Source organism: Arthrobacter sp. zg-Y769, from assembly GCF_020907405.1.
In the GTDB taxonomy this organism is placed as follows: Bacteria; Actinomycetota; Actinomycetes; order Actinomycetales; family Micrococcaceae; genus Arthrobacter_B.
Window position 1 is genome coordinate 111,072 of record NZ_JAJJOE010000014.1, and the last position, 25,015, is coordinate 136,086.

The following is a 25,015-nucleotide window of genomic DNA, read 5'->3' on the forward strand; positions in this document are numbered from 1 at the left end:
GGCTGAATTTCTTTATGTTCCGGGGCTCACGCCCGAGGACCAGAAAGATTCCCGGCAGCGAAGTGCTGACTCGGGCCTCACGGCACAACTCTAGGAGTTACATTGGCACTCGATCCCGCCGTCAAGCAGGAGATCATTCGGGAATTCGCTCGGGCTGAAGGGGACACCGGTTCCCCCGAGGTTCAGGTTGCTGTGCTTTCACGGCGCATCCTCGACCTGACCGAGCACCTGAAGACCCACAAGCACGACCACCACACCCGCCGCGGCCTGATGGCCATGGTTGGTCGCCGTCGTCGCATGCTTACCTACCTGCGCGAGACCGACATCGCCCGCTACCGTGCGCTCATCGAGCGCCTCGGCCTGCGTCGATAGTCATTGTGGAAGGCGGCACCTGTGCACTGCACGGGGAGCCGCCTTTTGCGCAGGCAGGCATGGACACCGGGAAAGCCGGAAGCGCACCTGTCTGATCTGGTCCCCCCTCGAGGGGGACCGTGCAGGGTAGTAGCGAAGTACAGCAGTAAAGAAGAACAGCAGTAAAGAAGCACAGCAAACATCACAGGAGTCAGCCAGCATCGCAGCATTCGCGGTCCTCGGTAGTGGTCTCCGGGAGATTCTGCCCGAGGACCTCGATCGAAGACCGGGTGTTGAACGTGCGGCCCGTGCCGCACGGAAAGAAGTTCGATACGGTGCTGGGTGCCTCCGCCCACAGAAGAAACGGAGGTGACTCTCATATGGAGGGTCCCGAAATTCAGTTCTCAGAAGCCGTTATTGACAACGGCAAGTACGGCAAGCGCGTCATCCGGTTCGAAACCGGCCGCCTTGCCCAGCAGGCAGCCGGCTCGGCGATGGTCTACATTGACGAAGACACCGCCCTGCTCTCGGCCACGTCCGCCGGCAAGTCCCCGCGTGAAGGTTTCGACTTCTTCCCGCTGACCGTGGATGTCGAGGAGCGTATGTACGCTGCCGGCCGCATCCCGGGTTCGTTCTTCCGCCGCGAAGGCCGTCCGTCCACCGAAGCCATCCTGGCCTGCCGCCTGATGGACCGCCCGCTGCGCCCCGCCTTCGTCAAGGGCCTGCGCAACGAGGTCCAGATTGTCGTCACCGTCCTGGCGATCAATCCGGACGTGCTCTACGACGTGGTCGCGATCAACGCTTCCTCCATGTCCACCCAGCTGAGCGGCCTGCCGTTCTCCGGCCCGATCGGCGGCGTCCGCGTTGCCCTGGTCGACGGCCAGTGGGTTGCCTTCCCGAAGCACTCCGAGCTGGAGCGCGCCGTGTTCTCCATGGTGGTAGCCGGCCGCATTGCCGGTGACGACGTCGCCATCATGATGGTGGAAGCCGAAGCCACCGACAACGCCTGGAACCTCATCAAGGAAGAGGGCGCCACCGCCCCGACCGAAGAGGTTGTTGCAGAGGGCCTGGAAGCGGCTAAGCCGTTCATCAAGGTCCTGTGCGATGCCCAGTCGGACCTGGCTGCCCGCGCCGCCAAGCCCACCGTCGAGTTCCCGATCTTCCTGGATTACCAGGACGACGTGTACGAGGCCGTTGAAGCCGCAGCCGGCGAGAAGCTGGCCAAGGTCTTCTCGATCGCCGACAAGCAGGAGCGCGACGCCGCTGCCGACGAGCTGAAGAACGAAGTCAAGGCCGCACTGGCCGAGAAGTTCGAAGGCCGCGAAGGCGAAGTCTCCGCTGCTTTCCGCTCCGTCACCAAGCAGGTTGTGCGCCAGCGCATCCTCAAGGAGCAGGTCCGCATCGACGGCCGCGGACTGACGGACATCCGCCAGCTCACCGCCGAGGTCGAGGTCCTGCCCCGCGTGCACGGTTCGGCCATCTTCGAGCGCGGCGAAACCCAGATCATGGGTGTCACCACGCTGAACATGCTGAAGATGGAACAGCAGATCGACTCGCTGTCGCCGGTAACGCGCAAGCGCTACATGCACAACTACAACTTCCCGCCGTACTCCACCGGTGAGACCGGCCGCGTGGGTTCGCCCAAGCGCCGCGAAATCGGCCACGGCGCACTTGCAGAGCGCGCCCTGATGCCGGTGCTGCCCACGCGTGAAGAATTCCCGTACGCCATCCGCCAGGTCTCCGAAGCCCTGAGCTCCAACGGTTCCACCTCCATGGGTTCGGTCTGCGCCTCGACGCTGTCCATGCTCAACGCCGGTGTTCCGCTGCGCGCTCCGGTGGCAGGCATCGCCATGGGCCTGGTCTCCGACCAGGTTGACGGCGAAACCCGCTACGCCGCCCTGACCGATATCCTCGGCGCCGAAGATGCCTTCGGCGACATGGACTTCAAGGTTGCCGGTACCTCCGAGTTCGTCACGGCCATCCAGCTGGACACCAAGCTCGACGGTATCCCCGCCTCCGTGCTGGCAGCAGCACTGAAGCAGGCCCGCGAAGCCCGCCTGCACATCCTCGACGTGATGCAGGCCGCGATCGACGCTCCGGACGAACTCTCCGAGTTCGCCCCGCGCATCATCTCGGTCAAGATCCCCGTGGACAAGATCGGCGAGGTCATCGGCCCGAAGGGCAAGATGATCAACCAGATCCAGGAGGACACCGGCGCTGACATCTCCATCGAAGATGACGGCACCGTCCTCATCGGTGCAACCGACGGCGGCTCCGCCGAGGCTGCCCGCTCGGCGATCAACGCGATCGCCAACCCGCAGGTCCCCGAGATCGGCGAGCGTTACCTCGGCACGGTAGTCAAGACCACCACCTTCGGTGCCTTTGTCTCCCTGACTCCGGGCAAGGACGGCCTGCTGCACATCTCCGAGCTGCGTAAGCTCGCCGGCGGCAAGCGCGTGGACAACGTCGACGACGTCGTCTCCGTGGGCCAGAAGGTCCAGGTGGAAATCACCAAGATCGATGACCGTGGAAAGCTTTCGCTCTCCCCGGTGGTTGCCGAAGACGCCGAAGGCGAAGAAGCAGCAGAAACCGAGTCTGCAGAGTAAATGCCGGAGAACTCCGATGGAAACCGTCCCGTGTCCCCTTCCTCGCCGAAGGGGCACGGGACGGTAGTCCAGCTTCCACTGACCACACTTTCCTCCGACCCGACCCTCGTGGTCGGCACTCCGGGAGGCGCCGTCGTGCGCCGATCGGTCCTGCCCGGCGGCGTTCGGGTACTGACGGAGGAAATGCCGGGCCAGCGCAGCACGGCCATCGGATTCTGGGTTGGTGTCGGCTCGCGGGATGAAGCCGCGGGCCGGCACGGCTCTACACACTTCCTTGAGCATCTGCTGTTCAAGGGCACCAGCCGCCGCTCGGCGCTGGATATCGCCTCGGCATTTGACGAGGTGGGCGGTGAGTCCAATGCGGCCACCGCCAAGGAAAGCACCTGCTACTACGCACGCGTGCTGGACACCGATCTTCCGATGGCCATAGATGTCATCACAGATATGGTGACGTCCGCCGTCCTTGATCCGGAGGAACTGGAACAGGAACGCGACGTCATCCTGGAAGAGATCGCCATGGACAATGACGATCCGGCCGATCTCTGCCACGAAAAGTTTTCCGAGGCGGTCCTTGGCGACCACGCCCTCGGCCGTCCCATCGGCGGCACCCCCGACGCCATCCGCAGCGTGTCCCGCGAGGCAGTCCTGGAGCACTACCGGCGCTACTACCGGCCGGAGGAACTGGTGGTCACGGCCGCCGGGGGACTGGACCACGAGGAAGTCTGCGCCCTGGTGCTGGAAGCCCTGCAGACCGCCGGCTGGAACCTCGACCCGGCGGCAACGCCCGCCCCCCGGCGCGACACCGCACCGGCGCAGATCACCGGAACCGCCGGCGTGCAGGTCATCAACCGCCCGGTGGAACAGGCCAACATCGTGATGGGCTGCCCCTCGCTCACCGCCACGGATGACCGCCGCTTTGCCATGAGCGTGCTGAACACGATCCTCGGCGGCGGTATGTCCTCCCGCCTGTTCCAGGAGATCCGCGAGAAGCGCGGCCTGGTGTACTCCACCTACTCCTTCTCGGCGTCGTACGCCGACGCCGGCTACTTCGGTATGTACGCGGGCTGCTCGCCTGCCAAGACCCGCCAGGTCATCGACCTGCTCGGCAGCGAACTGGAGCGCCTCGCCGCCGACGGCGTGGAGCCGGGCGAGCTGGCCAAGGCCCTGGGCCAGATCTCCGGCGGCATGGTGCTCGGGCTCGAGGATTCCGGTTCCCGGATGTCCCGCCTGGGCCGGGCAGAACTTGTCAGCGGCGAGTTCATCGACATCGACGAGTCGCTGCGGCGGATCCATTCCGTCACCGCCGAACAGGTGCAGGAACTGGCTGCCGAACTGGCTGCCGCACCCCGCACCATCACCGTGGTGGGTCCGTTCGAGTCAGCCGCGGAACTCGGCTTCTCGGCGTAACTCTCCACGGGTCCCGCTGCTCCCGGAAGCTCTCCCCGCGGAACGGCTTAAATGCCGTCGGTATTGTTCAGGGGTGTTGCCCGGGTGCGGTGTTCTCGCGGGGCAGGTAGGGGCGCCAGCCCACGGTCGATTCCACCATGACGGCGTACGCGGCTTCGCGGTCCCGGGTTTCCAGGGCTGCGGTCATCCGCGTAAAGAATGCCAGGCGGGCACGAAGGCCTTCTTCGGTCAAGGCACGGCTCATGGTGGAGACCGGCACCCCTTCCCGTTCCAGGATGTCCAGCAGCGCACCGAAGACCGGGCGCAGCAGGGCGTTTGGTGATAAAGAGAGCACGTGTCTTTGATAGTTCGTGCATGCCCTCATGAAGCCGTCTATGTCCCAGGCTTCAATCGCCTGTTCCATCTGGCCCAGGTGTTCGCGCAACCGGGCTATGTCGGCCATGGTCGCGTGGTCCAGGGCATCCGACACCACGAGCGGATCGAGGGTATTGCGCATCCGCAGCGCCTCAGCCACGCTGGGGTCGCCGGTGTCCAGGGTCATCAGCTCGCCGCCGAGGCGGCCCAGGACGGTCCGTTCAACAGCAAAGATGCCCCCGCCGGGCCCTCGCCGGACCTCCACGGCGCCTCGATCCTGCGCGATTTTGAGACCCTCGTTGAAGGATCCGGAAGACGCCCCGCTCCGTTCCCTGAGCTCATCCTTCTGTCCCAGGCGTGCCCCGGGCTGGGAACTCTCGGAAAGGGATGACAGCAGGGCAGCCACGTCATGGGCGCGACTGCTTGGTTGGATCGACATCCGACCCTCTTTCTGCCCGAGGAGTTCGAGCCGCTCGGATTGCCCCTTGACGGGGGTGTGCACCCAGTCTAGGCTCCAATTCATAGTGATGAATATCACTTTCATTATATTTTATTGGGTTGTCCTCACTTATTTGGGTCGAGGCACTGTTTCCACCCGAGTACATCCTTCAAGGGAGAACGATGACCGAGGTAACAAAGCACGTAGATGTCCTGATTATCGGAGCCGGCCTGTCCGGTATTGGTGCCGCCGCGCATCTCGTCAGGGAGTGTCCCGGCAAGCGGTACGCCGTCCTGGAATCACGCGGTGCCATTGGCGGGACCTGGGACCTGTTCCGCTACCCCGGCATCCGCTCCGATTCGGACATGTACACCTTCGGCTACTCCTTTAAGCCATGGAAGGAGCCCAAGGCGATCTCCGAGGGGGAGTCGATCAGGCGCTACGTCGAGGAGACCGCCGACGAATACGGAATCACCAGCCACATCCGGTTCCACCACCGGGTGCTGTCAGCGGACTGGTCCACGGCCGACGCGCTATGGACCGTGACCGCAGAGCGGACGGACACCGGGGAGACCGTTGGATTTACCGCCTCGTGGGTCATCGGTGCCACCGGGTACTACCGCTACGACGAGGGCTACCGCCCGGCGTTCAAGGGCGAGGAGGGCTTCCGCGGCCAGATCGTGCACCCCCAGCACTGGCCCAAGGATCTTGATTACACGGGCAAGCGCGTGGTTGTCATCGGCAGCGGCGCCACCGCTGTGACACTGGTCCCGAACATGGTCGAGAAGGCCGCGCACGTGACCATGCTGCAACGCACGCCGTCGTACATCGCGGCCGTGCCAACCGTCGATCCCCTGTCCGATGTGCTCCGGCGCGTACTTCCGGCATCCCCGGCCTATTCCGTCCTGCGGTGGAAGAACTGGCTGAACCTGCACCTGCGGTACACACTGAGCCGCAGCAGGCCCGACATGGTCCGCGCCAGGATCCGCCGGGACGCCATCAAGCTGCTCCCCGCGGGGTATGACGTGGATACGCACTTCAACCCGCCCTATAACCCCTGGGACCAGCGCTTGTGTGCGGTCCCTGACGGCGACTTGTTCACGGCACTGCGTGGCGGCAAAGCCTCGATCGTCACCGGCGGCACCCGGACCTTCACTGAGGACGGGATCGAGCTTGAGTCCGGCGAGCAGCTTCCCGCCGACATCATCGTGACTGCCACCGGGCTGAACCTGCAGTGGCTGGGCGGCATGACATTGAGCATCGACGGCGGGAAGGTCAACGTCGGCGAGCGGTTCGCCTATAAGGGCATGATGATCTCCGGCGTGCCCAACCTGAGCGTGGTCTCGGGGTACACCAATGTTTCCTGGACCCTGAAGGCCGATCTGATCAGCCGCTACGCCTGCCGCCTTCTGCAGCATTTGGACGCGAACGGGTATGCCAGTGCAACCCCGCTCACCCCCACGGATGAAACTCCCCATCCTTTCCTCGACCTCGACGCCGGCTACATCCGGCGGGGAGTGGACGGGATGGCCAAGCAGGGTTCGCGGGTGCCCTGGCGGCTGCACCAAAACTATCTGTTGGACATCCGGCTCTTCAGCGGCCGGCGGCTTGAGGACGGGACCCTGAGCTTCCAGCGCAGCGACGGCGCCCAGGTCCCGCCGCCGGTGCCGGCAGAGGGGCTGAACAGTCCTCATACTCAGAGAGTCATGGCGGGGGGAGGACAGGTCCGGTACCGGGACGAGGGGGAGGGCACCCCGGTCGTGCTGGTGCACGGAATCGGCCGCAGCCTCGAGGACTGGACCGAGCAGCACGAGTTGCTCGCCGGCCACGGGTACCGCGTCGTAAGCGTCGACCTGGCCGGCTTCGGTGAATCCGCGCCGCTGGGCGAACCGTACTCACTCCCGGCCCTGGCCCGCTTCCTGGAGGCCTTCCTGGACTCGGTGGGTATCTCCTCACCCGCGCATCTGGTGGGCAACTCCCTCGGCGGAGCCGTCGCGATGCAACTGTCACTGCAGTCTCCCGGGCGGGTGCGCAGCCTCGTGCTCGCCGGCAGCGCCGGCTTCGGCCGCGAGGTCGCCCTGCCGGTCCGGCTGATGTCGGTCCGGCCGTTGGGCAAACGGCTCCTGGGCAGGCCCAGTCCGGCGTCGGCGCGCCGGCTCGAGCGCAACCTCTTCCACGACCCTGCACTGGTCACGGATGAGAGGGTCAGCCGCGGATTCCTTCTGGCCTCGAGGCCGGACGCCGCCCGTGTCTTCCTGGACACCGCTGCGGCACTCGGCACATTCCGGGGTTCCCGCGAGGGCTGGCGCGGGGAGTTGATGGCCGGAGTCGCAGCGCAGCGTGTGCCGGCCCTGGTCGTGTGGGGTGACAAGGACAGGATCTTCCCGTTCGCCCACCTCGCCGCCGCCGGCCGGCACCTGCCGCAGGCCCGCACGCACGCCTTCCGGGACACCGGGCACATGCCGCAGATCGAGCGGGCCGAGGAGTTCGCGAGCCTCATCCTCGGCTTCTGGGCCGAGGCGCCCCTCCGGTTCTCACCCGCTGGTGAAGGTGACTTCACCGCATCCCGCTGACCGGATGCCCCTAAGACACCCGTCCCCAAAACGAAAGCAGACACACGACATGCCCAGCCTTCAGAACTTAGGAATCGGGTCCTGGCCGCGCCGGCGTGCGATGCTGAGCCCCGATCGGGTTGCAGTGGAGTTCGAGGGCACAGCGCTGACATTCGCACAATTCGCTGCTCGGGTGGAGGCACTCTCTGCCTGGCTGGCCAGTCAAGGGGTCGGTCCGGGTGACCGGGTGGCCTACTGGGGCGTAAACCATACGGCACTGCTCGAGACCTTGTTCGCCACTACGCGGATCGGGGCGGTCTCCGTGCTGGTCAACGCCCGCCTGGCGCCCGCAGAGGCGGAATATATCCTGAAGGACAGCGGTGCGCTCGTGCTGTTCTTCGGACGGGAGCAGGCCGAAGCCGCCAGGATGATCGCCGGGAGGATCCCCGCCGGTGTCCTGGTGGACATCGACGGCACCGGGACGGCAGGAGCTGCATACGGACAGCTGCCGGCTGATTCACGGCCGGTGCCGGAGGTCAACTGCGGCCTGGAGGATCCGGCGGTGCTGATGTATACCTCCGGCACTACCGGCCGGCCCAAGGGTGCGCTGCTTACTCACGGCAACCTGTTCTTCAATGACATCAATGTCCTCATCGATTCGGACATCCGTCCTGACGAGGTGTGCCTCGCGGCAGCCCCGTTGTTCCACATCGCCGGGCTCAACGGGCTCGTGCTGCCGACCTTCCTCAAAGGCGGCACAATCGTGGTGCACCGGCGGGTGGAGCCGGAAGCCATCTTCTCGGCAATCCAGGATCGAGGGGTGACCAGCATGTTCGCGGTGCCGGCGATGCTCGATGCCCTGGCCCACCATCGCCTGTTCAGTACCACAGACCTGTCATCGCTGCGGAATATCGTCGTCGGCGGGGCACCTGTACCCGAACGCATCCTGCGCAGCTGGGCTGAGCGGGACGTGGCTGTCCAGCAGGGCTACGGTCTGACCGAAACAGCTCCGGCGGTGCTCAAGCTGAACGCCGGAGACGGGATCCGCAAGGCCGGCTCCGCCGGCAGGCCGCAGTTCCTCGTCGATGTGCGCATCGTCGCTCCGGGCGGTGAGCCTGCACGTCCGGGGGAGATTGGGGAAATCCAGACTCTGGGACCCAACGTGATTCACGAGTATTGGCAACGCCCCGAAGCCACCGCTGCGGCGTTTACCGGAGGCTGGTTCTGCACCGGGGACGCAGCGGAGATGGATGAAGAGGGCTATTACTGGATCAGGGACCGGTACAAGGACATGTATGTTTCCGGCGGAGAGAACGTGTACCCGGCGGAGGTGGAGACAGCGTTGCTGGACGTCCCCGGTGTCGTCGAAGCGGCCGTCGTCGGGGTGCCCGACGAACGATGGGGCGAAGTCGGCAAGGCATTCATTGTGCCCGATCAACGCGTTGGGATCATGAGCGGTGAGGACATTCGCAAGGCGGTGGCTCCTGTCCTGTCCCGGTTCAAGATCCCTAAGTACATCGAGTTCATCGACCAGATGCCCCGCACCTCCACCGGCAAACTGCTCAAGACGGAGCTGCGCAGCCGCCGGGGAGTTTCCGGATGAGCATGCCCGGCAAAATCGTGCCTAGCCGCCGGCGAAGGGCGGCAGGATGTCCACCACGTCGTCCGCCTGCAGCAGCAGATCGGGATTCCGGGCGGCGGTTTCATTGACCAGGAACGTACTGCGCGCAATCACCGTGGCCAGCGCCGGGACGCCGTTCCCCTGTGACGGGTACCGGGCGGCAAGCTTTTCCGCCAGCTCGGCCAGCGTCAGCGGCCCCTCATCCAGGTGTTCTTCTTCTGTGCCGGCTGCTGCCTTCGCAGCGCCGAAGTATCGGATCAGCACTTAGCCGCCTATCGCGCTCATGGTTCGTTCGGGCTGGACATAGTCGGAGTCGCCGAGTCCGGCGTGGCCCATGCCGTGGGCCTTGGGCTTGCCCCACATGGCTTCCTGCCAGCGGCGGACGACGGCGTCGTCGTCCACACCGCTGCGCAGCAGCGCCAGCAGGTCCGTTTCCTCGTGGGAGAACAGGCAGCTGCGCACTTTCCCCTCTGCCGTGATCCGGGTGCGGACGCACTCGGCGCAGAAGGGTTCGGTGACGGAGGCAATAATGCCCACCGTCCCGACGACGGTTGCCGGATCCGCATTCCGGCGTACCTCCCACCGCTGGGCGGGGGCGCCGCCGCGCTCCCGGGGGTCCGGCGTCAGCACGAAGTCCCGTTCCAGCAGCGTTCGCATCTCCAGGGCCGTGATCATCCCGTCGCGGGTCCAGCCGTGGTCGGCGTCCAGCGGCATCTGCTCGATGAACCGCAGTTCGAAGCCGCGGCTGACCGCCCACTCCAGCAGGTCGGGTGCCTCGGCGTCGTTGATGCCGCGCATCAGCACGGCGTTGATCTTCACCAGCCCCAGGCCCACGCGGGCGGCTTCCTCCACGCCGCGCAGCACCCGGTCCAGGAACGGGCGGCGGGTGAGCTGGGCAAACGTGTCCGGGTGCAGGGAATCCAGGGACACATTGATCCGGGTCAGGCCGGCGTCCTTGAGGGCCTGGGCCTTCTTGTCCAGGCCGAGGCCGTTGGTGGTCAGGGAGATGGGCAGCTCCGGGTGGTTGGCACGGATGCCGGCCACGATGTCCACCAGATCCGCACGCACCAGCGGCTCACCGCCGGTCAGGCGAAGCTCCCGCACACCCAGCCGGTCCACGCCAAGGCGGACGAGGCGGATAATTTCATCCCTTGCCAGTACCTTGTCCCGCGCCAGCCAGTCGAGTCCTTCCGCGGGCATGCAGTACGTGCAGCGCAGGTTGCATTTATCCGTCAGGGACAGCCGCATGTCGGTGGCGCGCCGGCCGTAGCGGTCCAGCAGCCCGTCAGCGGGGGTAAGCGCGAGCGGCGACGCGGGAGGGGGCAGGGGTAGAGCGGAAGAACCCCCGGCCGCCGGGGCCTCCGCTGCGCTGATTTCTGATGTACTGGGGGAAGGGCTGATTCTTCCCAGCTGTGTTCCCATTCCTCGAGGTTACGCCCTTTCACAGTTAGGCTCTATTAATGCGCTTTGTTCTCCGGGTCCGCCGGACCCTGGCAGCGTGCGCCGTGGTGGTCCTTGCCGCTTCTACAGCAGCATGCGCCTCCACCGGATCCACCGATACTGCCAACCGCGGCGGGGACGGGATTACCGTCTTTGCGGCGTCCTCGCTTACGGACGTGGTGGAGACCCTGAATGCTCAGTACGACGGCGGCGGGCGCCTGCGCATCAACGTCGGCTCCAGCAGCCAGCTCGTGGCGCAGCTGCAGTCCGGCGCGAAGGCGGACGTGGTGATTACCGCCGACCTCGAGGCGCTGAAACCCCTGCGGAACGGGCTGGACCGCGAGACGGTGCTGGCCACCAACCCGCTGGTGCTGGCCCTTGCCGCGGGCAACCCTGCCGGGATCAGAGTGTTACGCGATGTTGCGTCCGACGGCGTGCGTGCTGCCCTGTGCGCCCCTTCCGTACCGTGCGGCCGGGCCGCGGAACGGGTACTGGATGCCGCCGGCGTGTCCGTGCCGGCACCGAGCCTGGAAGACAGTGCGAGGTCGGTGCTGACCAAGGTCTCCAGCGGCCAGGCCGACGCCGGGTTTGTCTACCGGACCGATGCCCTGGCCGCTGCGGGGACCGGCGTGACCCACCTGCCGCTGGAGGACCCCGAACCCAACCGGTACCCGGCGGCGCTGACCGTCGAAGGGGCCGGCAACACCGAGGCAACAGCGTTTTACGAGTGGCTTACGGGTCCGGAAGCGGCAGGCATCCTCGCCGAGGCAGGGTTCGGCCCCGCGGACCCGGGGAACACCGATGCCCCCTAGGATGTCCGAAACCCTCCGTGCACCGGCGTCCGGATCAACGTCCGCCCTGAGCCGCGAGGCGCGCGCCACCACCCCCGGCTGGCTGTGGATACCTGCCGGAATTGCCCTGCTCCTCTGCGCCGGACCGGTTGCTGCGCTGCTGCTGAACGTCCCCTGGACCGGCTTGCCGGACCTGTTGGGCACCGACACCGCCCGCACGGCGCTGGGGCTCTCCCTGGCGACGTCCGCCGCGTCCACGCTGCTCTGCGTCCTGCTGGGGCTGCCGCTGGCCGTGCTGCTCAGCAAGCTCGAGGGGCCGTGGATCCAGCTGATGCGCGGGATCCTGCTGATCCCGCTGGTGCTCTCACCCGTGGTCTCCGGTATTGCCCTGCTGTATTTCTGGGGCCGGCAGGGGATCGCCGGGAAGCTGCTGGGCACGGTGGGCCTGGACGTGGGGTACTCGCCGGCCGCCGTCGTTATTGTCCAGGTGTTCGTCTCCCTGCCCTTCTTCGTGGTGGCGTCCCTGAACAGCCTGTCGGCGGTGGACCGCGACCTCGAAATGGCAGCCGCCACCTCCGGGGCCGGTCCCACCGCAATCCTGCGCCACATCACCGTACCGCTGGCGCTTCCCGGCATTGTTGCCGGCACCCTGCTGGCCTTCGCCCGTTCGCTGGGCGAATACGGGGCCACCATCACCTTTGCCGGGAGCATCGAGGGGAGCACCCGGACCCTGCCGCTGCAGATCGAGCTGAGCCTGAACTCCAACCAGCCCGAGGCGGCCCTGGGCATCTGCCTGATGCTTATTGCCCTGTACCTGCTGGTCCTGCTGCTGGCCCGGGTCGCCACCGGACGGCTGCTGCCGCGGTGAGCGGCCAGGGACAGGTTCCGCCCCGCCGCACCGGCGGCCTCCGGCCGGCAACCAGGCGGTGGGCGGCTGCCGCAGGGCTGGTCGCCGCCGGACTGGGAGTAGCCGCCGGGGAGCTGCTGGCCGCCATCGTCAGCCCGTCGCTTTCCCCGGTTTCCGCCGTTGGCTCGGTAGTCATCGACGCCGTTCCCGGGCCGGTCAAAGACGCAGCGATTGCCCTGTTCGGAACGGCGGATAAGGCAGCACTGCTGGTAGGCATGGGGCTGGTCATCGGCCTTGCCGCCGTTGCCGCCGGCGTCCTGGAACAGCGCCGTCCGCCCTCGGGAAGCGCAGTACTTGGCCTCTTCGGCGCAGCCGGCCTGGCGGCGGTCCTCTCCCGGCAGCAGTTCTCGCTGCTGGCCGTCCTGCCGCCGGTAGCCGCCGCCGTCGTCGCCGTCCTGGTCCTGAGGGCCCTTGCGGCGCGGATCCGGGACCTGGACGCGGCACCAACACAGGACGACGCCGCGGTCCGCCGCCGCACGGTGCTGGCCTCCGTAGGCGGGGGAGCGGCGGTGGCCCTGCTTGGTGCGGCGCTGGCCGGCATAGCCCGCGGCGGGCAGGTGGGGCTGACGGCCCTGCGGGAAACGGTCCGTCTGCCGGTTCCGGCCCGGCCCGCGGCCGCGATACCCGCCGGCGCCCGGCTCACCGTCGACGGCCTGACTCCGCTGGTCACGCCCGCCGCGGACTTTTACCGGATCGACACCGCACTGAGCGTGCCGCTCATCGATCCTGCGGAGTGGCGGCTGCGGGTCACCGGCATGGTGGACCGCGAAGTGGAACTTAGCTACGCGGAACTGCTCGCTGCGCCGCTGCAGGAAAGCTACGTCACCCTCGCCTGCGTCTCCAACGAGGTGGGCGGGAACCTGATCGGCAACGCCCGGTGGCTGGGGATGCCTGTCCGGGAGCTCCTGGCCCGGGCCGGAGTCCGGACCGGCGCCGACATGGTGCTTTCCACGAGCCGGGACGGCTGGAGTGCCTCCACGCCCCTGGAAGCCCTCACCGATGACCGGGATTCGCTGCTGGCCGTGGGCATGAACGGGGAACCGCTGCCGCTGGAGCATGGATTCCCCGTCCGGCTCGTGGTGCCCGGACTGTACGGATATGTTTCCGCGACCAAGTGGGTCACCGAGCTGCGGGTCACCCGGTTCGCCGACGAGAGCGCCTACTGGACGGACCGGGGCTGGGGCGAGCGCGGTCCCGTCAAGCTCTCCTCACGCATCGACGTCCCCGGCCGGACGCCGGTCTCCGCCGGCACGGTCACCGTGGCCGGCGTGGCCTGGGCGCAGCACACCGGCCTTAGTGCCGTGCAGGTGCGCGTTGACGACGGCGGCTGGCAGGACGCGGAACTCGCTCCCGGAATTTCCGCGGATACCTGGCGGCAGTACCGGCTTACGGTGGAACTGCCGCCGGGCGGCCACGACATCACGGTGCGGGCCGTGGACGCCAACGGCGTGCTGCAGGCGGCCGAAAAACGGCCGGTGCTTCCCGATGGAGCGACCGGCCTGCATACAATTCGGGTGACGGCCCGCTAAGGTCCTTTCCCGCCCCCGCCCGCACCATTCCAAGGAGGAACATGTCCGTCCAACCGGCCCCGCAGGGTGTCCCGGCACCGGGATCCGCTGTTCCGTCCGCAACCGGACCACGGCAGGTGGCCGCGCACCGGGAAGCCGTTGAGGCCCTCCTGCGGACCTGGTTCGCCGCGCAGCCACCCGCCCGCGAGACCATCCCGCTGGCCTCGGCTGCCGGGCGGATCCTCGCGGCAGAGGTGCGGGCGCCGGGAAACCTGCCGCCCTTCACCAACTCACAGATGGACGGCTACGCAGTCCATAGTCCGGACCTCGCCGCAGCCCGGGACCGGCCCGGCACGCCGGGTACCGTCCGGCTGGCGATCGCCGCACCCATCCCTGCCGGACGGGCAGCGCCGCCGCTGCTGCCCGGCACAGCCGCACCGGTCATGACCGGCGCCATGCTGCCCGAGGGGGCAGACGCCGTCGTTCCGATCGAGGCCTGCACGCCCGACTACTTCCTGCCGGAAGCAGAAGGCACCGTGGCGGTTCCGGCGGATATCCCCGCGGGGCAGTTCGTCCGCAGGGCAGGCAGCGATATTGGCGCAGGAACCCCGGCACTGCCCGCCGGCACCCTGCTGGGACCGCTGCAGCTGGGACTGCTGGCCGCCCTGGGCCTGGACCGCATCACCGTCCGGGCGCGGCCGCGGGTACTGCTGCTGACCACCGGAGACGAAGTCGTGGAACCGGGCCGTCCGCTGGGACCGGGCCAGATCCACGACGCAAACACCACCCTGCTCCGCAGTTCCCTGGAGGAAGCGGGCGCGGAGGTGCTCCGGTCCCGGATCCTGGCTGATTCCCCGGAGGAGTTCATCGACCGGCTGCGTGCCGATCTTGCTGCGGACGCCCCGGACCTGGTCCTCACCTCCGGCGGCATCAGCAAGGGCGCCTACGAGGTGGTCCGCCAGGGCCTCGCCGCGCAGGACGTGGACTTCCTGTCCGTGGCCATGCAGCCCGGCGGGCCGCAGGGGATCGGCACGGTGGAAGGCGTCCCGTTCCTGGGTTTCCCGGGCAACCCGGTCAGCTCGCTGGTCTCCTTCGAAATGTTCCTGCGCCCGGCACTGACGGCCGTCACCGGGGCGCCGTGGCCCCGGGCGGAAGTGCCGGCCCGCCTCACCGCCCCGCTCGGCAGCCCTGCGGGCAAGCACCAGGTCCGCCGGGGCAGGTACACGGCCGGAACGGTGGAGCCCGTAGGCGGACCGGGATCCCACCTGGTCCATGCCCTGGCCTCCTCCAACGCGCTGATCTCGGTCCCCGTGGGCACCGAGCACCTCGCGGCCGGCTCGGAAGTGACAGTATTACTACTGGAATAACCCAGCAGCGTCCTTCCCCGGACGCCGTGCCCCGAAAGGACCCTGCCGTGAGCGCCGAACCCGAAGACCTCCACCCAGCCGGACTGACCCACGTCCGCGAGGACGGTTCCGCGCACATGGTGGATGTATCCGCCAAGACCGAAACCACGAGGCAGGCCACAGCGCAGGCCGTGCTGCGCAGCACCGCCGAGGTGGTCCGCCTGATCGCCGACGGAGGGCTGCCGAAGGGAGACGCGCTGGCCGTCGCCAGGGTGGCCGGCATCATGGCCGCCAAGCAGACCTCCAACCTCATCCCGCTGTGCCACCCGCTGCCCCTGACCAAGGTTACGGTGGACTTCACCCCGCGGGAGGGCGACGTCCTCGTGGAGGCCACGGTGAAGACCAAGGCACTCACCGGCGTCGAAATGGAGGCGCTGACCGCTGCCTCCGTCGCCGCGCTGACGCTTTACGACATGATCAAGGCCGTGGATAAGCACGCCCGCATCACCGACATCATGGTGCTGGCCAAGTCCGGCGGCAAAAGCGGAGACTGGGCGCTGTGAGCGCTCCGTCCCCCCGCCGGACGGCCGGGGTCCTGATCGCCTCCACCCGTGCCGCTGCCGGCACGTACCAGGACGAATGCGGGCCGCTTATTGCGGACTGGCTGTATGCCCTGGGCTACGACATTGTGCTGGCCGAAGTGGTGCCCGACGGTGTCGAAGTAGCCGCGTCGCTGCAGCGCATCCTCGCCCTGGAACCGTCGGTGCTGCTGACCAGCGGCGGCACCGGGCTGAGCCCGGACGACGTCACGCCGGAGTCCACCGAACCGCTCCTGGACCGCCAGGTGCCCGGCGTCATGGAAGCCATCCGGGCCAAGGGCCTGGCGTCCACGCCGATGGCCGCCATCAGCCGCGGGTTCGCCGGCACCGCCGGCCGCACGTTCGTGGTCAACCTGCCCGGTTCCCCGGCCGCAGTCGCCGACGGGCTTGCCGTACTGGAACCCATCATCGGCCACATCTGCGGCCAGCTGGAAGGAAAACGTGAACACTAGCGAAGTTATCCATGCCGCCGTCTCCACGGAGCCGCTGACCAGCACCGAGGCAGAACGCGCCGCCTGGTCCCCGGACTGCGGTGCAGTGGTGCTGTTCAGCGGCATTGTACGCAACCACGACGACGGTAAATCCGTCACCGCCCTCGCCTACAGTGCCCACCCCACGGCCCAGGGCGTGCTCGCCGACGTGGCCGCCGGGATTGCCGCCAGGTACGACGGCGTCCGCATCTGGGTGGCGCACCGCACCGGAGACCTGGACATCGGCGACGCCGCCCTGGTGGCGGCCGTTGCCTCGGCCCACCGCGGCACCGCCTTTGCTGCCTGCTCCGAACTGGTGGACACGGTCAAGGCGAACGTGCCCATCTGGAAGGAACAGGGCTTCACCGACGGCAGCACCGAGTGGGTGGGCGTCAGCGACCGGCCCTGAGCCGGTAATCTGGAGCGTATGAGCGAAAAACTTGCCGTAGCGGTGCTCGGTGCCGCGGGCCGCATGGGTTCCGAGGCCGTTGCCGCCGTCGAGGCCGCCGAAGACATGGAACTGGTGGCCGCGCTGGGCCGGGCCGATCCGCTGGAAACCCTTGTCTCCGCCGGTGCGCAGTACGTGGTGGACCTGACCGTTCCGGACAGTACCGAGGCCAACGTCCGCTTCGCCGTCGAACACGGGATGCACGCCGTCGTGGGCACCACCGGCTGGGATGCCGGGCGGCTGGACCGGCTGGCGGAGCTGCTGGAAACGTCCCCCGGCACCGGTGTGCTCATAGCCCCGAACTTCGCCCTTGGCTCGGTGCTGGCCTCCGCCTTCGCCGCCAAGGCCGCCCGCTACTTCGAATCGGTGGAACTGATCGAACTGCACCACCCGGACAAGGTGGATGCCCCTTCGGGAACCGCGGTGCGGACCGCCCAGCTGATCGCAGCCGCACGCGCCGACGCCGGTGTGGCACCCTCTCCGGATGCCACTGCCAAGGCACTCGACGGAGCGCGCGGCGCCGAGGTGGAGGGAGTGCACGTGCATTCAGTCCGCCTGCGCGGCCTGGTGGCCCACCAGGAAGTGCTCCTGGGCGGGCCCGGCGAGCAGCTGAGAATCCGGCACGATTCCTTTGACCGCGCCTCCTTCATGCCCGGCGTCCTGCTGGGCCTGCGGCAGGTCGCCGGCCACCCCGGACTGACCGTCGGACTTGACGGCTACCTCAACCTGAACGACTAAGGAACACGTTGTCTTTCTTTACGGGCCTTTTCTCCAACCGCGCCAAGCTCGGCGTGGCCCTGGTGACCCTGCTGCTCTTCTTCTATCTGTGGGTCTCGGCGCAGCGCGGCTGGCTGCTGCTGACCGCCCCCGAGCTTTCGGCGAAACTGATGGGTGTGGCCTATCTGGTGCTGCCGGTGATCGGCGCGTGGGCCCTCATCCGCGAACTGATGTTCGGCGGCCGGACCGAGCAGATGGCCCGCATCCTGGCCGAGGAAGGCAGGCTGCCGGTGGATGACCTGCCGCGCACGCCTGCCGGACGGATTGTGCGCGAAGCCGCGGACGCCCAGTTCCCGCAGTACAAGGCGGAAACCGAGGCCGCGCCGGAGGACTGGCGCAGCTGGTTCCGGTTGTCCTGCGCCTACGACGCCGCCGGGGACCGTACCCGTGCCCGGCGCACCATGCGCCAGGCCGGACGGCTCTTTGGCCGCACCCGGGGCGCACGCCCGCAGAACTAGCCGGCGCGCTTAGCGCCGGGCGGGGGCGGCGGCGCGTCCCGCCCTGCCGCGGGCCAGGCGCGAGGCGCCGGAGGTGACCAATTCCAGCGGGCCGCGCGCATCGATGCGCTGGAACAGGATCGCCAGCACCACAAAGAACGTCACCTGGATCCAGTACACCGGGAGCGGTTCCAGGGGCGGACTCTGCTGGTCCACGATGCTCATCACCCACACGTGCATGCTGTAAAGGGTGAGCGTCATGGCGCCGGCCGCGGACAGGGGCAGCAGGAGGAGCGGCCGTGCACGCGTGAGCAGCAGGCAGATTCCGAGCACGGCCGCCGAGGTGCCTGCGGTGTGCAGCATGTCCAGGCTGGTGTTCGAATGCGGTCCGGCCAGCGCGAGCCACCACCAGGAACCGGTCTGCTCCACCGAACTGACATTGACTTCCAGCATCCGTTCCAGGGGCCACCGCTGCCCGGACTCCGTGGCGGTGAGGGCGTCGAGCCCGCCCAGCTCACGGAGCAGATAGTAGGAGGTGAGCTTTGCGGCCACCGCAGCGAACGCCCCGGCCACGAGGAGCCCTACCTGCACCGGCAGGCTCGTCAGCGTCAGGCGGCCGATCACCAGGCCCAGCAGGATGTAGCTCAGCCACTGCAGTACCGGATAGAAACCGGTGACGAAAACGTCCGCTGCCAGTGCGGCGGGGGTCAGGAACGAGTCCCAGACCAGGTTTCCCTGGATATCCGACGGTGAGAGGTTCTCCAGCAGCCAGCCCCGCACCAGATAGGCGAGCACGGGGGAGACGAGCAGCCAGGCCCCGGCCCAGACCGCAAGCCTGCGCAGCGGCATTCCCAGGAACGGCAAGGCAAGCAGGAACAGGACTGCGTAGTGGAAGAGAATGATGGCGATGCTGGTCTGCAGGCCGCCCAGGGCCAGGCCCACCAGGGCGATGATGAGCGCACGCACCGCAATCCCGCGCCGGTCCCGGCCTACGGCCTTGGCCTCATGGGGTTCACTGCCGCCGGTCAGCAGGGCCAGCCCGACGCCGGCCACGACGGCGAACAATGCCGAGGACCGGCCGGAGAACACCAGCCCGGTAAGGGTGGGATCGCCGGTTTCCTGGTGGTAGAGCGGCAGCACGTGCGTGGCGATCATGCCCAGAAGGGCAATCCCGCGGGCCGCGTCGATGCCGGTTAGGCGGCGTTGGATCATGCACAGAATCGTCTCACAGCCACGCGGGGCGGGCTTTACCCGGCCGGAACCGCCGGCACGGGGAAACAACCGCCCCCGGGGCAGCACGTTGTCCCAAAACCGTGCCTAACGGGTAACGTTTTACCCATGGAAACAGACAACCGCACGCTTCCCTTCGGCACCCTCGTCACCGCCATGGTGACCCCGTTCACCGAGGACGGGGAAGTGGACTTCGACGCCACTGCCTACCTCGCGAACAAGCTCGTCGAAGACGGCTGCGACGGCCTGGTGGTTTCCGGCACCACCGGTGAAACCTCCACGCTGGAGGACAGCGAGAAGGAAGACCTGTTCCGTGTCGTCGCCGAAACGGTGGGCGGCCGCGCCAAGGTCATTGCCGGAACCGGCACCAACCACACGTCCCACTCCGTGGAGATGGCCCGCCGCGCCGAGCGCGCCGGCGTCGACGGCCAGCTTGTGGTTACCCCGTATTACAACAAGCCGACGCAGGCGGGCGTGATCGCGCACTTCGATGCCGTCACCGCCGCGACCGACCTGCCGGTCATGGTCTACGACATTCCCGGCCGTGCGGGTATTGCCCTGAGCACCTCCACCATCTTCCGCCTCGCCGAGAACCCCCGGATCCTGGCACTGAAGGACGCAAAGGGAGACTTCGCTGCGGTCACCCGGGTGCTCGCGAACACCACGCTGGATGTCTACGCCGGCGACGACGGACTGACCCTGCCGTGGATGGCCGCCGGAGCCGTCGGCGTCGTCAGCGTCTCCGCGCACGTTGCCACCGCACAGTTCCGCTCACTGGTCGACGCCGCCGCGGCCGGGGACTTTGCCACCGCCCGCCGCATCCACTTCGAACTGGACCCGGTAATCCGCGCCGTGATGACCCACATCCCGGGAACCGTCTCGACCAAGCAGATCCTGGCGATGCAGAAAGTCATCCCCACGGCTGCCGTCCGCCTGCCGCTGGTGGCACCCGACGCCGTCGAAATGGAAACCATCCTGACCGATCTGGCCGAGGCCGGCATGGACTTCTCCCGGAACGAGGCATAAGCAGCCATGAGCGAAAACGCCGGCACCGGCCTGCTCACCCCGCCGCCGCTGGAGGCGGGAACCCTGAGGATCGTTGCGCTGGGCGGCCTCGGCGAAATCGGCCGGAACATGGCCGTCTTCGAAATCGACGGCAAGCTGCTCATAGTGGACTGCGGTGTCCTCTTCCCCGAAGAAACGCAGCCCGGCGTCGACCTCATCCTGCCGGACTTCTCCTACATCGAGGACCGCCTGGACGACGTGGTCGGCGTGGTGCTCACGCACGGCCACGAGGACCACATCGGGGCGGTGCCCTATCTGCTGAGGCTGAAGAACGACATTCCGCTGATCGGATCGCAGCTGACGCTGGCGCTGGTGGAAGCGAAGCTGCAGGAACACCGCATCAAGCCGTTCTCCCTGACGGTCACCGAGGGGCAGATCGAACAGCTCGGCCCGTTCGAGTGCGAATTCGTGGCGGTCAACCACTCCATCCCCGATGCGCTGGCCGTGTTCATCCGGACCGAAGCCGGCACGGTGCTGCACACCGGCGACTTCAAGATGGACCAGCTGCCCCTGGACGGCCGGATCACGGACCTGCGCGCCTTCGCCCGGCTGGGCGAAGAGGGCGTGGACCTGTTTATGGCCGACTCGACCAACGCCGACGTCCCCGGGTTCACCACCGCCGAACGCGAAATCGGCCCGGTGCTGCAGGAACTGTTCGGCAAGGTGGACAAGCGCATCATCGTCGCTTCCTTCTCCTCCCACATCCACCGTGTGCAGCAGGTCCTCGACGCCGCCGCCGCGCACAACCGCTTCGTCTGCTTCGTCGGCCGGTCCATGGTGCGCAACATGGCCATCGCCGAAAAGCTCGGATACCTCCACGTGCCCGAGGGCATCCTTGTGGACCTGAAGAACGTCGACGACCTGCCGGACAACAAGGTGGTGCTGATGTCCACCGGGTCGCAGGGCGAACCCATGGCGGCCCTGTCCCGGATGGCCAACGGCGACCACCGTATCCGGATCGGCAAGGGGGACACCGTCATCCTGGCTTCGTCCCTGATTCCGGGCAACGAAAACGCCGTCTTCCGCGTGATCAACGGGCTGATGCGCCTCGGCGCCGACGTCGTCCACAAGGGCAACGCGAAAATCCACGTCTCCGGGCACGCCGCCGCCGGGGAACTGCTCTACTGCTACAACATCCTGCAGCCGAAAAACGCCATGCCGGTGCACGGCGAAACCCGGCACCTGATCGCCAACGGCCGGCTGGCCGCCGCCACCGGTGTCCCGGAACAGAACATCATCCTGGCCGACGACGGTACGGTGGTCGACCTGCGCGAGGGCAAGGCCCGCGTGGTCGGGGAAGTGGAGTGCGGCTTCGTCTACGTGGACGGGTCCAGCGTCGGCGCGATTACCGACACCGACCTGAAAGACCGCCGGATCCTCAGCGAGGAAGGGTTCATTTCCATCATCAGCGTCGTGAACCGCAGCACCGGAACGATTGTCTCCGGCCCCGAGATCCATGCCCGCGGCTTTGCCGAGGGGGACGCGGTGTTTGACGAGATCATCCCCAAAATCAGTGCCGCGCTGGAAGAGGCGGTGCGCTCCAATACCGACCACACCACGTACCAGCTGCAGCAGGTGGTGCGGCGCGTCGTCGGCACCTGGGTCAACCGGCGGCTCCGCCGCCGCCCCATGATCGTGCCGGTAGTGGTCGAGGCCTAGTTTCCCCGTGTGACGCGGCAAGGAAAGTAGTCCTTAAACCGTTCCCGGCCGCGTAAATTCAAGGGATCCAAGGCCGCATCGGGTAGCGTGGCTCGTATGGCGACTCGTACTTCCCCTGCCGCACGCAGCGGTGCCTCCGGCCGGACAACGGCCCGGAGCTCCGGCGGCAGCTCAAGCAAGACATCAGGCAAGTCCAACCCGCGCGGCGGATCCGGAGGCCGGGGGACCTCCGCGTCGCGGCAGGCACCCCCGGACCAGCTGCCGCTGCCGCTGCGCGCTGTGGAGAGCGCCTGGATGGGCATCTCCCGCCTTGCCGGCGCCGGCGTCCGCAAGCTCGGCGCCGATGTTTCACCGGACCGCGAGATCCGCCGTGACGGCACCGGTTTCTTCCTGATCCTGATTGCCCTTGCGGTCGCCACCGTCGAATGGTGGGCCCTGCGCGGTCCCGTCGCGGACGTCATCCACGCCGGTGCCGCCGGAACCTTCGGCTGGATGGCCGTGGTGCTGCCCTTTATGCTCACCACCGGTGCCGTACGCCTGTTCCGCTACCCGGAGCGCCACCGCGCCAACAGCAGGATCAGCATCGGCCTGGTCATCATGCTGCTGGCCGGCTCCGGAATCACCCATATTGTCGGCGGGCTGCCCGCGCTGTCGGACGGTTTTGCCCGGCTCTGGGCCTCCGGCGGCATTGTTGGCTTCCTCGTCGCCGGGCCGCTGTCCGCCGCCCTGACCCAATGGCCGGTGCTGATCCTTCTGTCGCTGCTGGTGTTCGTGAGCGTCCTGATCGTCACCGCCACGCCGTTCCGCCATATTCCGCTGCGCCTGCGGGCACTGTATGAACACCTCATGGGCCAGGACCTGGACCCCGATGATCCTGAAGCGCACGACCAGAGCTACCTCTACGGCACGCCGAAGCCGGAAAAGGTCCGCAAGCCGCGCAAGAGCCGCCGCGAGAAGGAAGCAGAGGCTGCCGCCGCGCAGGACGGCTTCGCCGGTGATGAAGCGTTCGAACGCGCGCTGCTGCAGGATGAAGAAGAAGAGGCAGCCGCCGCTGCCGCGGCTGCACCTGCCGTCCCCCCGGGGGTCCGGCGTCCCACGCAGTCCGAGCTGGCCACGCAGAAGATCCGCCGCAACCAGGGCCTGCCGGTCGACGGCGGAACCGAGTCCGCCGAGCCGCCCACCGAGGCGATCAGCACCGTTCCGGGCGCCACCGAGGTCCTCAACCTGGCCGCCGTGCCGCCCGTTGCCCCCGTGCCTTCCCGGCCGGTCCAGCCGGTGCCCCCTTCCACCCCCATCCCGCAGCGCACCGAGCAGCTGCAGCTCTCCGGCGACATCACCTATACCCTGCCGCCGTCGGACTTCCTGCCCCCGGGACCGCCGGCAAAGGAACGCTCCGAAGCCAACGACGCCGTCGTCGCGGCGCTGACGCATACCCTCGAGCAGTTCAACGTGGATGCCAAGGTCACCGGCTTCTCCCGCGGCCCGACGGTCACCCGCTACGAGATCGAACTCGGCGAAGGCACCAAGGTGGAACGCGTCACGGCGCTGTCCAAGAACATTGCCTACGCCGTGGCCAGCTCCGACGTCCGCATCCTTTCGCCCATCCCCGGCAAGTCCGCCATCGGTATCGAAATCCCGAATGCCGACAAGGAGGTTGTGGCCCTGGGCGATGTCCTGCGGTCCAACTCCGCACGGAAGACCGAACACCCCATGGTGATGGGCGTCGGTAAGGACGTCGAGGGCGGTTTCGTGGTCGCCAACCTGGCCAAGATGCCCCACCTGCTGGTGGCCGGTGCCACCGGTGCCGGTAAGTCGTCCTTCGTGAACTCGATGATCACGTCCATCCTGATGCGCTCCACGCCGGACGAGGTGCGCATGGTGATGGTGGACCCCAAGCGCGTGGAACTGACCGCGTACGAGGGGGTGCCGCACCTGATCACCCCGATCATTACCAATCCGAAGAAGGCCGCGGAGGCGCTGCAGTGGGTGGTCCGTGAAATGGACACCCGCTACGACGACCTCGCCAACTTCGGTTTCAAGCACATTGACGACTTCAACAAGGCCGTCCGCAACGGCAAGGTGGTGCCCCCGGCCGGCTCCAAGCGGGTCATCCGGGCCTACCCCTACCTGCTGGTGATCGTAGACGAGCTGGCCGACCTCATGATGGTCGCCCCTCGCGACGTCGAAGACTCGATCGTGCGCATCACGCAGCTTGCCCGTGCCGCCGGCATCCACCTGGTGCTGGCCACCCAGCGGCCCTCCGTCGACGTCGTGACCGGCCTGATCAAGGCCAACGTTCCCTCCCGCATGGCCTTCGCCACCTCGTCGGTCACCGACTCCCGCGTAGTCCTGGACCAGCCCGGCGCGGAAAAACTCCTGGGCCAGGGCGACGCACTGTTCCTGCCGATGGGCTCCAACAAACCCATCCGTGTCCAGGGCGCCTGGGTTACCGAGTCCGAGATCCACCGGGTGGTTGAGCACGTCAAGGGCCAGCTGCAGGCTGTCTACCGCGAAGACGTGGCGGTCACCGCGCCCAAGAAGCAGATCGACGACGACATCGGCGATGACCTCGACGTCCTGCTCCAGGCAACCGAACTGGTGGTGACCACGCAGTTCGGTTCGACCTCCATGCTCCAGCGGAAGCTGCGCGTGGGCTTTGCGAAGGCCGGCCGGCTCATGGACCTGCTCGAATCCCGCGGCGTCGTGGGCCCGTCCGAAGGTTCCAAGGCCCGCGACGTGCTGGTGAAGCCGGATGACCTGGCTGCCACCCTCGCCGCCATCAGCGGGGGCGAAGCTCCGGAACCGTCCGGGGGTGCCGGAGCCGCGGCGCTGGCGGACAATGCGAACGCCAACCACGGCTTCGACCCGTCAGGCCCGGTGGACCTGGTCGCCGCCGACCTGGAGGGCAGGCCGCAGGCAAGCGAGTACCACGACGGCGTGGACGACCCGGACGGGTCCGAAGACGCATGGAACCTCACCGGCCGGTGAATCTTCGCTACGCTGATGAC

The 25,015-nt window shown here is 67.5% G+C and carries 21 protein-coding genes; 17 read left to right on the forward strand and 4 right to left on the reverse strand.

Annotated elements, in window-relative coordinates; all coding sequences use genetic code 11:
- The first annotated feature begins 102 nt into the window (after nucleotides 1-102).
- The 3 genes from rpsO to LOC60_RS14120 all read left to right on the forward strand — a co-directional run bounded on the left by rpsO (nucleotide 103) and on the right by LOC60_RS14120 (nucleotide 4,364).
- The gene (gene rpsO, locus LOC60_RS14110) at nucleotides 103-372 is read left to right on the forward strand and encodes a 30S ribosomal protein S15 (protein ID WP_227904415.1); all 270 of its coding nucleotides are present in this window, start codon (nucleotides 103-105) and stop codon (nucleotides 370-372) included.
- A gap of 359 nt (nucleotides 373-731) precedes the next feature.
- A complete protein-coding gene (locus LOC60_RS14115; protein WP_227924486.1) occupies nucleotides 732-2,957 on the forward strand; it encodes a polyribonucleotide nucleotidyltransferase in 2,226 nt (741 codons plus the stop codon).
- Complete coding sequence (locus LOC60_RS14120) at nucleotides 2,958-4,364, forward strand: M16 family metallopeptidase (protein WP_442860423.1); 1,407 nt, start codon at nucleotides 2,958-2,960, stop codon at nucleotides 4,362-4,364. It begins immediately after the preceding gene.
- Between the two features lie 67 nt (nucleotides 4,365-4,431).
- Here the strand turns inward: LOC60_RS14120 and LOC60_RS14125 are convergent, their stop codons facing one another.
- A complete protein-coding gene (locus LOC60_RS14125) occupies nucleotides 4,432-5,157 on the reverse strand; it encodes a FadR/GntR family transcriptional regulator (protein ID WP_230026213.1) in 726 nt (241 codons plus the stop codon).
- Nucleotides 5,158-5,339: 182 nt separating this feature from the next.
- On the opposite strand from LOC60_RS14125, the gene LOC60_RS14130 reads away from it, so the two are divergent.
- Entirely contained in the window at nucleotides 5,340-7,730 is a 2,391-nt protein-coding gene (locus LOC60_RS14130; RefSeq protein ID WP_230026215.1) for an alpha/beta fold hydrolase, read from the forward strand.
- A gap of 49 nt (nucleotides 7,731-7,779) precedes the next feature.
- Nucleotides 7,780-9,312, forward strand: a complete 1,533-nt coding sequence (locus LOC60_RS14135; protein ID WP_230026217.1) for an acyl-CoA synthetase — start codon at nucleotides 7,780-7,782, stop codon at nucleotides 9,310-9,312.
- 21 nt (nucleotides 9,313-9,333) lie between these two features.
- On the opposite strand, the gene LOC60_RS14140 is transcribed toward LOC60_RS14135, so the two are convergent.
- Nucleotides 9,334-9,594, reverse strand: coding sequence for a MoaD/ThiS family protein (locus LOC60_RS14140; protein ID WP_230026219.1), 261 nt, complete (start codon nucleotides 9,592-9,594; stop codon nucleotides 9,334-9,336).
- Nucleotides 9,595-10,752: a GTP 3',8-cyclase MoaA gene (gene moaA, locus LOC60_RS14145; RefSeq protein ID WP_269440215.1), complete on the reverse strand. Its 1,158-nt coding sequence runs from the start codon at nucleotides 10,750-10,752 to the stop codon at nucleotides 9,595-9,597.
- Nucleotides 10,753-10,790: 38 nt separating this feature from the next.
- Here moaA and modA point away from each other — a divergent pair, with 38 nt between their 5' ends.
- The 9 genes from modA (at nucleotide 10,791) to LOC60_RS14190 (ending at nucleotide 18,074) form a co-directional block, all read left to right on the forward strand.
- A complete protein-coding gene (gene modA / locus LOC60_RS14150) occupies nucleotides 10,791-11,582 on the forward strand; it encodes a molybdate ABC transporter substrate-binding protein (RefSeq protein ID WP_230026221.1) in 792 nt (263 codons plus the stop codon).
- Nucleotide 11,583: 1 nt separating this feature from the next.
- Nucleotides 11,584-12,429: a molybdate ABC transporter permease subunit gene (locus tag LOC60_RS14155; protein ID WP_230026223.1), complete on the forward strand. Its 846-nt coding sequence runs from the start codon at nucleotides 11,584-11,586 to the stop codon at nucleotides 12,427-12,429.
- Nucleotides 12,426-13,997: a molybdopterin-dependent oxidoreductase gene (locus LOC60_RS14160; protein WP_230026224.1), complete on the forward strand. Its 1,572-nt coding sequence runs from the start codon at nucleotides 12,426-12,428 to the stop codon at nucleotides 13,995-13,997. The genes LOC60_RS14155 and LOC60_RS14160 overlap by 4 nt, the downstream gene beginning before the upstream one ends.
- A gap of 41 nt (nucleotides 13,998-14,038) precedes the next feature.
- Complete coding sequence (locus LOC60_RS14165; protein ID WP_230026226.1) at nucleotides 14,039-15,343, forward strand: molybdopterin molybdotransferase MoeA; 1,305 nt, start codon at nucleotides 14,039-14,041, stop codon at nucleotides 15,341-15,343.
- Nucleotides 15,344-15,459: 116 nt separating this feature from the next.
- Nucleotides 15,460-15,885, forward strand: coding sequence for a cyclic pyranopterin monophosphate synthase MoaC (moaC, locus tag LOC60_RS14170; protein ID WP_230026285.1), 426 nt, complete (start codon nucleotides 15,460-15,462; stop codon nucleotides 15,883-15,885).
- A complete protein-coding gene (locus tag LOC60_RS14175) occupies nucleotides 15,882-16,373 on the forward strand; it encodes a MogA/MoaB family molybdenum cofactor biosynthesis protein (protein ID WP_230026228.1) in 492 nt (163 codons plus the stop codon). Before moaC ends, LOC60_RS14175 begins: the two co-directional genes overlap by 4 nt.
- Nucleotides 16,363-16,800, forward strand: a complete 438-nt coding sequence (locus LOC60_RS14180) for a molybdenum cofactor biosynthesis protein MoaE (RefSeq protein WP_230026230.1) — start codon at nucleotides 16,363-16,365, stop codon at nucleotides 16,798-16,800. Before LOC60_RS14175 ends, LOC60_RS14180 begins: the two co-directional genes overlap by 11 nt.
- 18 nt (nucleotides 16,801-16,818) lie before the next feature.
- Nucleotides 16,819-17,577: a 4-hydroxy-tetrahydrodipicolinate reductase gene (dapB, locus tag LOC60_RS14185; protein ID WP_230026232.1), complete on the forward strand. Its 759-nt coding sequence runs from the start codon at nucleotides 16,819-16,821 to the stop codon at nucleotides 17,575-17,577.
- A gap of 8 nt (nucleotides 17,578-17,585) precedes the next feature.
- Nucleotides 17,586-18,074: a hypothetical protein gene (locus LOC60_RS14190; RefSeq protein WP_230026234.1), complete on the forward strand. Its 489-nt coding sequence runs from the start codon at nucleotides 17,586-17,588 to the stop codon at nucleotides 18,072-18,074.
- Between the two features lie 9 nt (nucleotides 18,075-18,083).
- Here LOC60_RS14190 and LOC60_RS14195 read toward each other — a convergent pair whose 3' ends face one another.
- A complete protein-coding gene (locus LOC60_RS14195) occupies nucleotides 18,084-19,265 on the reverse strand; it encodes a heparan-alpha-glucosaminide N-acetyltransferase domain-containing protein (protein WP_230026236.1) in 1,182 nt (393 codons plus the stop codon).
- Nucleotides 19,266-19,391: 126 nt separating this feature from the next.
- On the opposite strand from LOC60_RS14195, the gene dapA reads away from it, so the two are divergent.
- The 3 genes from dapA (at nucleotide 19,392) to LOC60_RS14210 (ending at nucleotide 24,995) form a co-directional block, all read left to right on the forward strand.
- Nucleotides 19,392-20,309: a 4-hydroxy-tetrahydrodipicolinate synthase gene (gene dapA, locus LOC60_RS14200; RefSeq protein ID WP_230026238.1), complete on the forward strand. Its 918-nt coding sequence runs from the start codon at nucleotides 19,392-19,394 to the stop codon at nucleotides 20,307-20,309.
- A 6-nt stretch (nucleotides 20,310-20,315) separates the two neighbouring features.
- Entirely contained in the window at nucleotides 20,316-22,007 is a 1,692-nt protein-coding gene (locus tag LOC60_RS14205) for a ribonuclease J (protein ID WP_230026240.1), read from the forward strand.
- Nucleotides 22,008-22,103: 96 nt separating this feature from the next.
- Nucleotides 22,104-24,995 carry an FtsK/SpoIIIE family DNA translocase gene (locus tag LOC60_RS14210; protein WP_230026242.1) on the forward strand — a complete coding sequence of 964 codons (2,892 nt, stop codon included), beginning with the start codon at nucleotides 22,104-22,106 and terminating at the stop codon, nucleotides 24,993-24,995.
- The last annotated feature ends 20 nt before the right edge of the window (nucleotides 24,996-25,015 follow it).